Origin of the sequence: Mycolicibacterium pallens, from assembly GCF_019456675.1 — a bacterium.
Lineage (GTDB): Bacteria > Actinomycetota > Actinomycetes > Mycobacteriales > Mycobacteriaceae > Mycobacterium > Mycobacterium crocinum.
The window spans coordinates 5,402,226-5,415,189 of record NZ_CP080333.1; the positions used below are offsets into that span (position 1 = coordinate 5,402,226).

10 protein-coding genes and 1 tRNA gene are annotated in these 12,964 nt (G+C 68.8%); 8 read left to right on the plus strand and 3 right to left on the minus strand.

What is annotated here, in order from left to right; translation table 11 throughout:
- The first annotated feature begins 170 nt into the window (after nucleotides 1–170).
- Genes K0O64_RS26395 through K0O64_RS26415 form a run of 5 tightly spaced genes read left to right on the plus strand, consistent with a single transcriptional unit; the run spans nucleotide 171 to nucleotide 7,743 of the window.
- Nucleotides 171–4,106: a Pls/PosA family non-ribosomal peptide synthetase gene (locus tag K0O64_RS26395; protein ID WP_083542818.1), complete on the plus strand. Its 3,936-nt coding sequence runs from the start codon at nucleotides 171–173 to the stop codon at nucleotides 4,104–4,106.
- Entirely contained in the window at nucleotides 4,103–5,440 is a 1,338-nt protein-coding gene (locus tag K0O64_RS26400) for a M1 family metallopeptidase (RefSeq protein ID WP_071948898.1), read from the plus strand. The genes K0O64_RS26395 and K0O64_RS26400 overlap by 4 nt, the downstream gene beginning before the upstream one ends.
- On the plus strand, nucleotides 5,437–6,681 hold the full coding sequence (locus K0O64_RS26405; protein WP_071948897.1) for a polysaccharide biosynthesis protein: 1,245 nt from the start codon (nucleotides 5,437–5,439) through the stop codon (nucleotides 6,679–6,681). The genes K0O64_RS26400 and K0O64_RS26405 overlap by 4 nt, the downstream gene beginning before the upstream one ends.
- Nucleotides 6,682–6,706: 25 nt before the next feature.
- Nucleotides 6,707–7,408, plus strand: coding sequence for a polyprenyl-phospho-N-acetylgalactosaminyl synthase PpgS (ppgS, locus tag K0O64_RS26410; RefSeq protein ID WP_071948896.1), 702 nt, complete (start codon nucleotides 6,707–6,709; stop codon nucleotides 7,406–7,408).
- A complete protein-coding gene (locus K0O64_RS26415; RefSeq protein ID WP_071948895.1) occupies nucleotides 7,405–7,743 on the plus strand; it encodes a DUF2304 domain-containing protein in 339 nt (112 codons plus the stop codon). Before ppgS ends, K0O64_RS26415 begins: the two co-directional genes overlap by 4 nt.
- On the opposite strand, the gene K0O64_RS26420 is transcribed toward K0O64_RS26415, so the two are convergent.
- Complete coding sequence (locus K0O64_RS26420) at nucleotides 7,740–8,672, minus strand: NAD-dependent epimerase/dehydratase family protein (protein WP_071950270.1); 933 nt, start codon at nucleotides 8,670–8,672, stop codon at nucleotides 7,740–7,742. The two genes, K0O64_RS26415 and K0O64_RS26420, sit on opposite strands and share 4 nt — an antisense overlap.
- A gap of 38 nt (nucleotides 8,673–8,710) precedes the next feature.
- Here K0O64_RS26420 and K0O64_RS26425 point away from each other — a divergent pair, with 38 nt between their 5' ends.
- The 3 genes from K0O64_RS26425 (at nucleotide 8,711) to K0O64_RS26435 (ending at nucleotide 11,577) form a co-directional block, all read left to right on the plus strand.
- Nucleotides 8,711–10,501 (plus strand): hypothetical protein, encoded by a 1,791-nt coding sequence (locus K0O64_RS26425; RefSeq protein ID WP_071948894.1) that lies wholly within the window; start codon nucleotides 8,711–8,713, stop codon nucleotides 10,499–10,501.
- Between the two features lie 24 nt (nucleotides 10,502–10,525).
- Nucleotides 10,526–10,897 (plus strand): carboxymuconolactone decarboxylase family protein, encoded by a 372-nt coding sequence (locus tag K0O64_RS26430; protein ID WP_096312408.1) that lies wholly within the window; start codon nucleotides 10,526–10,528, stop codon nucleotides 10,895–10,897.
- A 224-nt stretch (nucleotides 10,898–11,121) separates the two neighbouring features.
- Entirely contained in the window at nucleotides 11,122–11,577 is a 456-nt protein-coding gene (locus tag K0O64_RS26435; RefSeq protein ID WP_071950269.1) for a hypothetical protein, read from the plus strand.
- Nucleotides 11,578–11,638: 61 nt separating this feature from the next.
- Here K0O64_RS26435 and K0O64_RS26440 read toward each other — a convergent pair.
- Together K0O64_RS26440 and K0O64_RS26445 are read right to left on the minus strand one after the other, a co-directional pair.
- Nucleotides 11,639–11,711: transfer RNA gene (locus K0O64_RS26440), tRNA-Thr, on the minus strand.
- Between the two features lie 25 nt (nucleotides 11,712–11,736).
- Nucleotides 11,737–12,951, minus strand: coding sequence for a DNA polymerase III subunit delta' (locus K0O64_RS26445; protein WP_071948892.1), 1,215 nt, complete (start codon nucleotides 12,949–12,951; stop codon nucleotides 11,737–11,739).
- Between the last annotated feature and the right edge of the window lie 13 nt (nucleotides 12,952–12,964).

Below are 12,964 nucleotides of genomic sequence, written 5' to 3' on the forward strand. Positions count from 1 at the left end.
GCCGCTCAACGAGCGCGGCCCGCGGCACCGGACGGCCGACGTTGGCCGCCGTGGTGACGACACCGCGGCGAAGGAATACTCCCCTCTGACAGCAGTCTGTCAGGTCCGTACGCCGGGCAGCAAACCGAGCGCAGGCCCGGCCCGATCCACCGGCCGCGTCCGGCACCGGGATGTCAACGACGCCGCCTAGGATCCTCGTCGTGGCGACGCCGGAAATTCCCCCGCAATACCTGTTGTCGGAGCAGGCACCGCCGCCGCGCACCCTGATCGACATCCTCTACGAGACCGCGAACCGTTACCCCGAGGCGGCCGCGATCGACGACGGCACGGTGCAGCTGACCTACGCCGAGCTGATCGCCGATATCGAGGAAAGCGTCGAGTGGCTGGCTGCGCGCGGCATCGGCCGCGGCGACCGGATCGGCATCCGGATGCCGTCGGGAAGCTACGCCCTCTACGTCGCGATCCTCTCGACGCTGGCGGCCGGCGCGGCCTATGTCCCGGTCGACGCCGACGATCCCGACGAACGCGCCGAGCTGGTGTTCGGAGAGGCCGGCGTCGTCGCCGTGATCACCGAGGCGGGTCTGACCCGCGGGCCGGGCTCGTCACGCGGATGGCGCGCGACCGCCCCGCTGGGCCGCGACGACGCCTGGATCATCTTCACCTCGGGTTCCACCGGGACCCCCAAGGGTGTTGCGGTCACTCATCGCAACGCGGCAGCCTTCGTCGACGCCGAAGCACGAATGTTCCTGCAGCACAACCCGATCGGACCAGCCGACCGGGTGCTGGCCGGGCTGTCAGTGGCCTTCGACGCCTCGTGCGAGGAGATGTGGCTGGCGTGGCGCTACGGTGCGTGCTTGGTGCCGGCGCCGCGTGCCCTGGTGCGCAGCGGTATGGACCTCGGTCCGTGGCTGGTGGCGCGTGACATCACCGTGGTGTCGACGGTCCCCACACTGGCGTCGCTGTGGCCGGCCGAGGCACTGGAACAGGTGCGGCTGCTGATCTTCGGCGGCGAGGCCTGCCCGCCCGAACTGGCCGAGCGGCTCGCCGTCGAGGGCCGCGAGGTGTGGAACACCTACGGACCGACGGAAGCCACTGTGGTGGCGAGCGCCGCTCGGCTCGACGGAAGGAGCCCGGTCAGCATCGGGCGCCCCCTGCCAGGCTGGGACCTCGCGGTCGTCGACGCCAACGGCGCTCCGGTCGCCATCGGCGAGGTCGGCGAATTGGTGATCGGCGGCGTCGGCCTGGCCCGCTACCTGGATCCGGAGAAAGACGCCGAGAAATACGCGCCGATGCCGACGCTGGAGTGGGCCCGCGCCTACCGCAGCGGTGACCTGGTCCGGTTGGAGGCCGACGGACTGTATTTCCAGGGCCGCGCCGACGATCAGGTCAAGGTAGGCGGCCGCCGCATCGAACTCGGCGAGGTCGACTCCGCGCTGGTGCACCTTCCTGGGGTGAGCGGCGGCGCCGCGGCGGTGCGCCGGACCGCCCGCGGCACCCCGATGCTGGTCGGCTATATCGCCAGCGCCAACCCCGACTTCGACCTGACCGCCGCCCGCGCTCACCTTGCCCAGGCCCTGCCTGCCGCCTTGGTGCCGCGGCTGGTGTTGCTCGACGAGCTGCCGACCCGCACCTCGGGCAAGGTCGACCGCAATGCGCTGCCCTGGCCGCCGCCGGGATACCAGGATTCCGAACCCGACCTGGGCGGCACCATGGGATGGCTGGCCGGGCTGTGGCGCGACGTGCTCGGCGCGGTCGTCGACGGTCCGGAAGCGGACTTCTTCGCCCTCGGTGGCGGCTCACTGTCGGCGGCCCAGCTGGTGGCCGCGCTGCGCGAGCGCTACCCGCAGCTGACCGTCGCCCAGCTCTACGACCACCCCCGGCTGGGGTCGCTGGCCGAGTTCCTCGACGAGCAGAAACCGTCTGCCGCGGTGACCCCGCGTGACGTCAAGCCCACCCCGGTGTCGACGCAGGCGGCCCAGGTCCTGCTGTCGGTGCCGCTGGCCACCCTGACCGGCCTGCAATGGGTGACCTGGCTGGCGCTGATCAACAACGTGGCCGCCGCCGTCCACCCACTGCCGTGGCTGGTCCCGGTCAGCTGGTGGCTCGTCGCGGTCGCGTTCGTCTTGTTCATCACCCCGATCGGGCGGATGAGCATCGCCGTCCTGGGCGCGCGCACACTGCTGTCCGGCCTCGAACCCGGCACCTACCGCCGCGGCGGGTCCGAACATCTGCGGGTGTGGCTGGCCGAACGCCTCGCCGACGCCAGCGGCGCGGAGAACCTGGCCGGCGCCCCGTGGCTGGTGTACTACGCACGGGCGCTGGGTAACAAGGTCGGCAAAGGCGTGGATCTGCATTCGGCGCCTCCGGTGACCGGCATGCTCACGCTCGGCCACCGGGTTTCCATCGAACCGGAGGTCGACCTGACCGGGCATTGGATCGACGGCGACCTGTTCCACGTCGGCCCGATCAGCGTCGGCAACGACGTCAGCATCGGGGCACGCACCACCCTGTTCCCCGGCGCGGTCGTCGGGAAGAACGCCGATGTGGCACCCGGCTCCGGCGTCGTCGGCAAGGTGAAGAACGGGCAGTACTGGAAGGGTTCACCGGCGATCAAGTCCGGTAAGGCCCGTCATCCATGGCCCGATCACCGGCCGCCACGCGCCCCGTTGTGGGTCGCCGCCTACGGGGTGACCTCGATGCTGCTCGGCGCGGTGCCACTGGTGGCCCTGGCCATCGGGTTGGGCGTCGTGGTGTGGCCGGCCCGGCACAGCGCGACGCTGGGTTCGGCCATGGCGACGGCCGCGCCGTGGATTCCGGTGGCCGCGCTGGTCTCGCTGCTCGTCTACGCGGCGTTCACGGTAGTGGCGGTGCGGATCCTCGCGATCGGGCTGCGCGAGGGCTACCACCCGGTGCGCAGTCGGGTGGGCTGGCAGCTGTGGACCACCGAACGGCTGATGGACGCCGCCCGCAACTACCTGTTCCCGCTGTATGCCAGCCTGCTGACCCCGTGGTGGCTGCGGGCACTCGGTGCGAAAGTCGGCCGCAACACCGAGATCTCGACGGCGCTGCTGACACCCAAGTTCACCGTCGTCGAAGACGGCGCCTTCCTGGCCGACGACACCATGGTCGCCTCCTACGAGCTCGGCGGCGGCTGGATCCATGTCGCCAAGGCCACCGTCGGCAAGCGTGCGTTCCTGGGCAACTCCGGCATCACCCAGCCGGGCCGCCGGGTTCCCGACGACGGTCTGGTGGCGGTGCTTTCGGCCGCCCCACACAAGGCGAAGGCCGGTTCCTCCTGGCTGGGCAGCCCGCCGATCCGGTTGCGCCGCCGCGCCGACGAAGCCGACGCAACGCTGACCTACAGCCCGCCCATGCGGCTGAAGGTGATGCGTGCCGCGGTCGAGACCTGCCGGCTGATCCCGGTGATGGTCACGTTCGCGATCGGGGTCGCGGTGCTGGCTGCGCTGCAGGCGCTGGCGTCGGAGTTCGGCTATGGCTGGGCGGCATTTGCCGGCGGCGTGGTCTTGCTGATCACCGGCGCCGTCGCCGGCGGCGTCGCAGTAGCCGCCAAATGGCTTGTCGTCGGCCATATCCCAGCAGGCGAGCAGCCACTGTGGTCATCATTCGTGTGGCGCAACGAGGTGTCGGACACCTTCGTGGAGACCGTGGCCGCGCCGTGGTTCGCCCGCGCCGCCAGCGGCACCCCGGTGATGAACCTGTGGCTGCGCGCGCTCGGCGCGAAGATCGGTCGCGGCGTGTGGTGCGAAACCTACTGGCTGCCCGAGGCGGATCTGGTGACCCTGCAGCGCGCCAGCACCGTCAACCGCGGCTGCGTGGTGCAGACGCATCTGTTCCACGACCGGATCATGCGCATGGACACCGTCGTGCTCGAGGAGGGCGCCACGCTGGGTCCGCACTGCGTGGCGTTGCCCGCCGCCAGGCTCGGCGCCGGTGCCACCGTCGGCCCGGCGTCGCTGGTGATGCGCGGCGACGAGGTGCCACCCTCCACTCGCTGGCAGGGCAATCCGATTGCGCCGTGGCTCATTTCCCGCAAGAAGCCGCGCGACGAGACCACCTCGCGTAAAGCCGGGGACAACGCCGCGTGAAACAGCCCACCAAGAAAGCCGCCAAGAAAGGCGGCCCACCCGTCATCGATCCGTACCTGCCCAACAACGGCAACTTCGGCTACCGGGTGTCGCGCTACGAACTCGACCTGGAGTACAAGGTCGCGATCAACCGGCTGACCGGCACCGCCACGATCACCGCTGCGACGCTGGCGTCGCTGAAGACGTTCACCCTGGATCTGTCCGACGCGCTGTCGGTGTCGAAGGTGACGGTCAACGGCCGCCGCCCGTCGAACTTCTCCGCCTCGAACGGAAAGCTGCACATCACCCTGTCGGCGGCGCTGCCGGCCGGCGCGGCCATGTCGATCACGGTGCGCTACGGCGGCAACCCGCGACCCATCCGAAGCTATTGGGGCGAGGTCGGTTTCGAGGAGCTGTCCAACGGTGCACTGGTTGCGGGGCAGCCGAACGGGGCGGCGTCGTGGTTCCCGTGCGACGACCACCCCAGCGCCAAGGCCAGCTACCGCATCCAGATCAGCACCGACAGCCCCTACCGCGCGCTGGCCAACGGTGAACTGGTGTCGCGGCGGGTGCGCGCCGCGCAAACCGTGTGGACCTACGAACAACCCGAACCGACGTCGACCTACCTGATCACGCTGCAGATCGGCATGTACGGCACCCAGCGGCTGCCCAAGGCCCAGGTGCCGATGCACGCGGTGCTGCCGGACCGGTTGCGGCCCGAGTTCGACCATGACTTCGCCCGGCAGCCGCAGATGATGAAACTGTTCATCAACCTGTTCGGCCCGTACCCGCTGAGTCACGGCTACACCGTCGTGGTGACCGATGACGACCTTGAGATACCGCTTGAGGCACAAGGTATTTCGATCTTCGGCGCCAACCACTGCGACGGTAAGCGTGGCGCCGAACGACTGATCGCCCACGAGCTGGCCCACCAGTGGTTCGGCAACAGCGTGACCGCGCGCCGCTGGCGCGACATCTGGTTGCACGAGGGATTCGCCTGCTACGCCGAATGGTTGTGGTCGGAGAACTCCGGTGGACGCTCCGCCGACGACTGGGCCCACCACTATCACGCCAAGCTGAAATCCTCGCCGCAGAATCTGCTGTTGGCCGACCCCGGGCCTCGGGACATGTTCGACGACCGGGTCTACAAGCGTGGGGCCCTCACACTGCACGTACTGCGCGACACCCTCGGTGACGACAATTTCTTTGAGCTGCTGCGTGATTGGACCAGCAGGCACCGGCACAGCACCGTGGTGACCGACGACTTCACCGGCCTGGCCGCCAACTACGCCAACGTCTCGTTGCGGCCGCTGTGGGATGCCTGGCTTTACTCCACCGAGGTGCCGCGGCTGTGACGGACGCGGGTGCCGGCACCGGCGCGATCACCCGCAGCAGTGTGGCCAGAGTCGGTGCGGCCACCGCGATCTCGGCGGTCTGCGGGTACGCGGTCCTCTACCTCGCCGCCCGCGCCCTCGATCCGGCCGGCTTCTCGGTATTCGGGGTGTTCTGGGGTGCGTTCGGATTGGTCGGCGGTGCGGCGTACGGGCTGCTGCAGGAGGCCACCCGCGAAGTCCGCTCGGCGGGGTACGTCGAGATCGCCGAGGGGCCCCGCACCCATTCAATGCGAGTCGCGACGGCCGTCGGGGTGGTGGCCGCCCTCGTGATGGCGGGCACCTCGTTCCTGTGGGCGCCGCACGTGTTCAGCCAGTCCCGACCACTGTCGGTGATCCTGCTCAGCGTAGGGCTGGCCGGATTCTGCATCCACGCAACGCTTTTGGGTCTGCTCGCCGGTACCGGCCGCTGGGGCGGCTACGGAGCCTTGATGGTCACCGACGCCATCATGCGGGTGGTTGTCGCGGTGGCGGCCTTCGCGGTGGGCTGGGGTCTGGACGGTTTCCTGTGGGCGACCGTTGCCGGTGCGATCGGATGGCTGCTGTTACTGGCGGCGTCACCGGGCGCTCGCACGGCGGCCGGCCTGCGTACCCCGGGCAGCACTGCCACCTTCCTGCGCGGCGCGGGTCATTCGATCGCCGCGGCCGGCGCGAGCGCCGTCCTCGTCATGGGATTCCCGGTGCTGCTCAAGGCCACCTCCGGTGATGACCTCGGCGCGGCAGGCGGCGTGGTGATCCTCGCGGTGACGCTGACCCGCGCGCCGCTGCTGGTTCCGCTGACCGCGATGCAGGGCAACCTGATCGCCCACTTCGTCGACCATCGCGGCCACCGGCTCAAGGCGTTGATCGCGCCCGCGGCCGTGGTGCTGGTGCTCGGCGCGGTCGGGGTGGTGGCCGCCGGGCTGCTGGGACCGTGGCTGATCCGAGTGGCGTTCGGTGACGAGTACGGCCCCGGCGGGGTGCTGCTGGCCTGGCTCACCGCGGGCGCGGTCGCGATCGCACTGCTGACCGTCACCGGGGCTGCGACGGTGGCGGCCGGCCTGCATCGGGCCTACTCGATCGGCTGGGTCGGGGCGACGGTCGTCTCGGCAGCGCTGCTGAGCCTGCCGATGGATCTGACCGACCGCACCGTGGTCGCCCTGCTGTGCGGACCGCTGGTCGGAATAGCCGTCCACCTGGCAGCACTGGGCCGCGCCGCACGCTGAACCCACCGTTCTCGGCGTGTACCTTGTGGACATCGACACGCCTTACCCCGACGCCTGGATCATCGTGCCGGCGTTCAACGAAGCGAAGGTCATCGCCGACGTCATCGCGGACCTGCGCCAAGTCTTCGACCACGTGGTGTGCGTCGACGACGGCAGCAGCGACGACACCGCCGACATCGCCTTGCGCGCGGGCGCGCACGTGGTGCGCCATCCGGTGAATCTCGGGCAGGGCGCCGCCATCCAGACCGGGGTCGAGTACGCCCGCAGCCAGCCCGGTGCTGCGGTGTTCGTCACGTTCGACGCCGACGGCCAGCACCGCGTCAAGGACGTCGTCGTGATGATCGACCGGCTGGCCAAGGGTGACGTCGACGTCGTGATCGGCACCCGCTTCGCAGGCACCACCGTCAGCCACACGCCGCCGCTGAAGCGGCTCATCCTGCGCGCGGCCGCGATGCTGAGCCCGAGCAGTCACCGGCTGCACCTGACCGACTCGCACAACGGGCTTCGGGTGTTCAACAAGACGGTCGCCGACAACCTCAACCTCACGATGAACGGCATGAGCCACGCGACCGAATTCATCACGCTGATCGTCGAAAACCATTGGCGGGTGGCCGAAGAGCCCGTCGAGATCCTCTACACCGAGTACTCGATGTCCAAGGGCCAGCCGCTGCTGAACGGAGTGAACATCGTCTTCGACGGGTTCCTGCGCGGAAGGATGCGCCGATGAACTGGATCCAGGTATTGCTGATCGCCGCGGTGATCGCGCTGCTGGTCTACCTGCTGCGTTCGCGCACCAACGCCAAAGCCAAGGCATGGGTCAAGGTTGGCTACGTGCTGTTCGTGGTGCTGGCGGTATACGCGATCCTGCGACCGGACGACACCACGGTGCTGGCCAACTTCCTCGGGGTCCGGCGTGGCGCCGACCTGATCACCTATGCGCTGATCATCGCGTTCGTGTTCACGACGATGAGCACGTATCTGCGGTTCAAGGAGCTCGAGCTGAAATACGCCCGGCTGGCGCGGGCGGTCGCGCTGGAGGGTGCGCGGACCCCGGAGCACTAGCCCCGGAAGTAGTCGACGGTGCCGGCGATGCCCTCTTCGAGGCGTACCTGCGGGCGCCAGCCGAGCACCATCTCGGCCTTGCGGACATCCAGGCACGAGCGCTTCAGGTCGCCCAGCCGGGCCGGGGCGAACTCCGGGTCGTCGGCCACCCCGACCACCTTGGCCACCACCGAGTGCAACTGCCGGTCGCTGGTCTCCACGCCGGTCCCGACGTTGAACCGCTGCCCGCACCCGCCTTTTCCGGAGGCCCGCACGAAGGCGTCGACGACGTCGTCGACGAAGACGTAGTCGCGGGTGTTCGAGCCGTCGCCGTACACCTTGGTGGGCCGGCCCGCCAGCATCGCGTTGGCGAAGATCGCGACGACACCGGCCTCACCGTGCGGGTCTTGGCGCGGGCCATAGACATTCGACGGCGCGATGAACGAGCAGTCCACGCCGTAGAGGTGGCGGAAGGTGTTGAGGTAGATCTCTCCGGCAACCTTGCTGGCCGCATACGGCGAGGCGGGATCGACCGGAGTCGTCTCGTTGACGGGGAAGTTCGTCGGCGCCCCGTAGATCGAGCCGCCCGACGAGGTGTGGACGACCTTGCGAACGCCCGAGCGCCGGGCTGCCTCGGCCAGTCGCACGGTGCCGATCACGTTGACCGCCGCGTCGAACTCGGGTTCTTCCACCGAGCGGCGCACGTCGATCTGGGCGGCCAGATGGTGGACCACTTCGGGCTTGCGCTTGGAGAACAGGCCGATCAGGTCCGCGTCGGCGATGTCGGCCTCGACGAACTCGAACCGCGCGTCGGCGCTCGCCGCGGCCAGGTTCTCCATGCGGCCACGGCTCAGGTCGTCGAGCCCGACGACGGTGTGCCCGTCGGCGAGCAGGCGATCAACCAGCGTCGACCCGATGAAGCCGGCAGCCCCCGTGACCAGTACCTGCATGGCGGTCACTCTACCGGCAGGTGAGTACAGTCGACGCGATGGCAGTTCCGACCCGGGTGGCGCGCATGCCACCGGTGGCTGCCGCGGCCGTCGTCCTGATCGCGGTGCAATTGGTGGTCCGCGCGGTCCTGGCGTTCGGCGGCTACTTCTACTGGGACGACCTGATCCTGGTGGGCCGGGCGGGCACCCAGGATCTGCTGTCCCCGTCGTATCTGTTCGACGACCACGACGGCCACGTCATGCCCGGTGCGTTCCTGGTGGCCGGGCTGATCACCCGCGCGGCCCCACTGGTGTGGGCGTGGCCTGCGGTCAGTCTGGTGGTGCTGCAACTGCTGGTGTCGCTGTCGGTGCTGCGGGCACTGCACGTGATCCTCGGCTGGCGTCCGGTGCTGTTGATTCCGTTGACCTTTGCCTTGTTCACCCCGTTGGGGGTGCCCGGTTTCGCGTGGTGGGCCGCGGCGCTGAACTCGCTTCCGATGCTGGCCGCGATGGCGTGGGTGTGCGGCGACGCAATCTTGTTGGTGCGCACCGGGAATCGGCGCTATGCGATGACCGCTGTGCTCGTGTTCTTCGGTGGCCTGCTGTTTTTCGAAAAGGCGGCCGTCATTCCGTTCGTCGCGTTCGCGGTGGCCGCGCTGCTGTGCCACGTCCAGGGCGACACCGCCGCGCTGCGCACGGTGTGGTATCGCGGCCGTCATCTCTGGGTGTCCGCGCTGGGGTTGACGGCGGTATGGGTGGCGGTCTATCTGTTCGTCGTCGACCACCGGCGCTGGAGCTCAGATCTGGCGATGACGTGGGATCTGTTGTCCCGCTCCGTCACTCATGGGATCGTGCCGGGGCTGGCCGGCGGACCCTGGGAGTGGCAGCGGTGGGCGCCGGCCTCGCCGTGGGCGGTGCCGCCGGTGTCGGTGATGATCCTGGGCTGGCTCGTGCTGGCCGCGGTCCTGGCGGTGTCGCTGGCGCGCAAACGGCGCATCGGCGTGGTCTGGCTGGTGGCCGTCGGGTATGCGGTGGCCTGCCAGATTCCCATCTACCTGCTGCGCTCGTCGAAATTCACCGCGCTGGAGCTCGCCCAGACGCTGCGCTACTTTCCCGATCTGGTGATTGTGTTGACATTGCTTGCCGCCGTGGCGTTCTGCGCTCCCAACCGCGACTCGGCCTGGCTGAACGTCTCACGCACTCGCGCCGCGGTGGTGACGACGGTCGCCGTGGCTTTCGTGGCCAGCAGCCTGTATTCGACGTCGACGTTCCTGACCAGCTGGCGTGACAACCCCGCACAGCCGTACCTGCAGAACGCGATCCGCGGACTGGCGCAGGCACGGGCGTCGTCGTCGGCGCCGTTGCTCGACCAAGAGGTCGACCCGTTGGTGCTGCAGCGCGTGGCCTACCCGGAGAACCTGGCCAGCCACATGTTCGCCCTGATCCGCGACCGGCCCGAATTCGCCGGTTCCACAACGCAATTGCGCATGCTCGACAGCAGTGGCCGGCTGGTCGACGCCATCGTCACCTGGACGCGCACGATCGTCGCGGGGCCGCAACCCGGCTGCGGCTACTTCGTGCAGCCGGACGCTCCGGTGCGGATGCCCCTGGACGGACAGCTGCTGCCCGCAGACTGGACCGCCGAGATCAACTATCTGGCCAACAGCGACGGGTCGATGCTGATGTCGCTCAACGAGGGGCCGGAGACAAAAGTGGCGGTGCACCCGGGCCTGAACCGGGTGTTCGTCCGGCTGCCGGGAGCGGGCGACGCTATCACCGTGCGGGCGTCGACCGCGGCGCTGTCGTTGTGCCTGGCGTCGGGACCGGTCGGGTATCTGGCGCCGCGCTGAGCGGAGTGTGCCACAGTACTTTGTATGTCTAACTTGCGCGAGGATGGTCTACGTGTGTTCCGGCAGATGCTGCCTGGAGCGCTCCCCGACTCCGACGACGACGTCGAGTTCGGCGGCTTCGCTCCGGAGCTGATGGAGATCGGCGTGGAGAATGTGTTCGGCCGGCTGTGGACCCGCGAGGGGCTCAGTCGCCGCGATCGCAGCCTGGTGACGCTGGGCATTCTGATCGCGTTGCGGGCCACCGAGGAGATGAATGCACACTTCCGCATCGCCCGACAGAACGGCCTGACCGAGGACGAACTGGCCGAGGTGATTTACCACGCCAGCGGTTACGCCGGTTTTCCCGCAGCCGCCACGGCCCGCAATATCGCCGCCGAAGCCCTCGGCGAGAAGTAGCTGCGCGCCCTATTTCGGTTTGCACGCGCTTTTCGTTAACAATCTCGCGCATATTCCCAGCAAACTCTTACATGACGTTTGTCAATCCCGACCGATTTAAATTCAAACGGTTTAGGACCCCGTGGCTAGGGCAAGCCTACTCGCGGGCCGGGGGAACTGTTGAAACGCCGACAGACGTGAGCAAACAGTTGTATGACAGGGCAATCGTGCAGGAGGTTCACGCAGTGGACATCAAGAAGATCGCGGCAGGTGCCGCAACCGCAGGTGTGATCGGACTTGGCGGGCTTGGAGTCGGCGCGGGGCTGGCACAGGCGGACCCCCATGTGACGCCGCCGGGGCCCGGTAACTCGGACCATGGGAATGGCAACGGCAACGGTCAGTATGTGTGGCCGCCGACGGTGACCGGGCCAGGTGTGAACGCCGGGACTCCGGGCAATCCGCTGCCGCCGGGGCAGGGCTTCCTGCCGCCTCCGGGACACGGTGGGCCGGCACTGGACGCTCGGATCTCCTACCCCGACATTCCGGACTGGGTGTCGATGCCGGTGCTCCCGCCGCTGGACATCCCGCAGCCGGAGCTGCCGGACTGGGCGGTGAATTTGAACCTGCCGGCCGTGTGGAACCCTGAGCTGAACGCCTGGGGTGTGTGGGACGCTTCGGCCAACACATTCGTCCGGCTCTAACAGCAAGACGGCGACAGCCGCCTCACCCGATGGGTGGGGCGGCTGTTTCGCGCAATACCGGAGCCACCTAGGAGAATCGAACTCCTGACCTATTCATTACGAGTGAATCGCTCTACCGACTGAGCTAAGGTGGCGCGGCCGTCGGGCCGAGCAGTGAGTCTACAGGTCCGAACGTAGTGCCTGACCCACGGTGGCCACCATCGCATCGACGGCGAACTTGGGCTTGACGTTCATCGCCAGCGCCTCCCGGCATTCGAGCACCGCTTCGATACAGCGCAGCAGCCGCTCCGGCGAGGCGTGTGCCGCCAACGCCGCCGCCCGCTCGGCCATATCGGGGTGATTCGGCGCCACCGAACCGGCGCCATTGGCCACCAGCAGCGCATCCCGGAAGTACGTCGCCAAGTCGATCAACGCCCGATCCAGCGCATCGCGCGAAGCGCGGGTCTGCCGCGATTTCTGTCGCCGCTCGAGGTCCTTGATCGCACCGGCGGCCCCACGCAGCGTTCCCGCAGTGCCCTTACCGGTGCCGCCGGCCCCCAGCGCCGTGCGCAATTCCTCTGCCTCGGCCTCGTCGCGGCCCACGTTGAGTGCCTTCGCCTCGGCTTCGGCGGTGGCGACCAGCTCCTCGGCGGCTGCATAGGCCCGGGACGGGGTGGCGGCGTCGCGGGCCAGGCCCAGCGCGCGGGACCGTCGTTCGCGGGCGTCGGGGTCGGTGGCCAGCCGGCGGGCCCGGCCGACGTGACCACCGCTGATCGAGGCCGCCCACTGCGCCTCCTCAGCGGACATCCCGTCGGTGTCCATCAGCACCTGCGCGATCGCCGCGGCAGGCGGCGTCACCAACGCCACGTGGCGGCAGCGCGACCGAAGGGTGATCGCGATGTCCTCGGGATCCACCGACGGCGCACACAGCAGGAATACCGTCGACGGCGGTGGTTCCTCCACCACCTTGAGCAGCGCGTTGGCCGCGCCTTCGGTCAGCCGGTCGGCATCCTCGACCACCACGATCTGCCAGCGGCCGGTACTGGGCCGACGGGAGGCGATCTGCACGATCGTGCGCATCTCGTCGACCCCGATGGACAGCCCCTCGGGAACGATCCGCCGGACATCGCCATGCGTGCCAGCCATCGTCGTCGTGCAGGCCCGGCACTCGCCGCACCCCGGCGTGCCCGCCGACGTGCACTGCAGGGCCGCCGCGAAGCACTGAGCGGCCACCGAGCGTCCCGATCCCGGTGGTCCGGTGATCAGCCAGGCATGTGTCATGGTGCCGATGGCCGCCACATCGTGAGCGGAATCACCCCGGGCCGCCCTAGCAGCACCCACCAACTCCGCTTCCACGGCGCTTTGGCCCACCAACCGCGTGAAAACTCCGGACATCGCCTCAAACACT

What these genes read in the sequence shown, in the direction of transcription:
- K0O64_RS26430 (WP_096312408.1), top strand. Translation starts at nt 10,526, where the DNA reads ATGTCTAACTTGCGCGAGGATGGTCTACGTGTGTTCCGGCAGATGCTG.
- K0O64_RS26415 (WP_071948895.1), top strand. Translation starts at nt 7,405, where the DNA reads ATGAACTGGATCCAGGTATTGCTGATCGCCGCGGTGATCGCGCTGCTG.
- K0O64_RS26445 (WP_071948892.1), bottom strand. Translation starts at nt 12,951, where the DNA reads ATGTCCGGAGTTTTCACGCGGTTGGTGGGCCAAAGCGCCGTGGAAGCG.
- K0O64_RS26425 (WP_071948894.1), top strand. Translation starts at nt 8,711, where the DNA reads ATGGCAGTTCCGACCCGGGTGGCGCGCATGCCACCGGTGGCTGCCGCG.
- K0O64_RS26420 (WP_071950270.1), bottom strand. Translation starts at nt 8,672, where the DNA reads ATGCAGGTACTGGTCACGGGGGCTGCCGGCTTCATCGGGTCGACGCTG.
- K0O64_RS26395 (WP_083542818.1), top strand. Translation starts at nt 171, where the DNA reads ATGTCAACGACGCCGCCTAGGATCCTCGTCGTGGCGACGCCGGAAATT.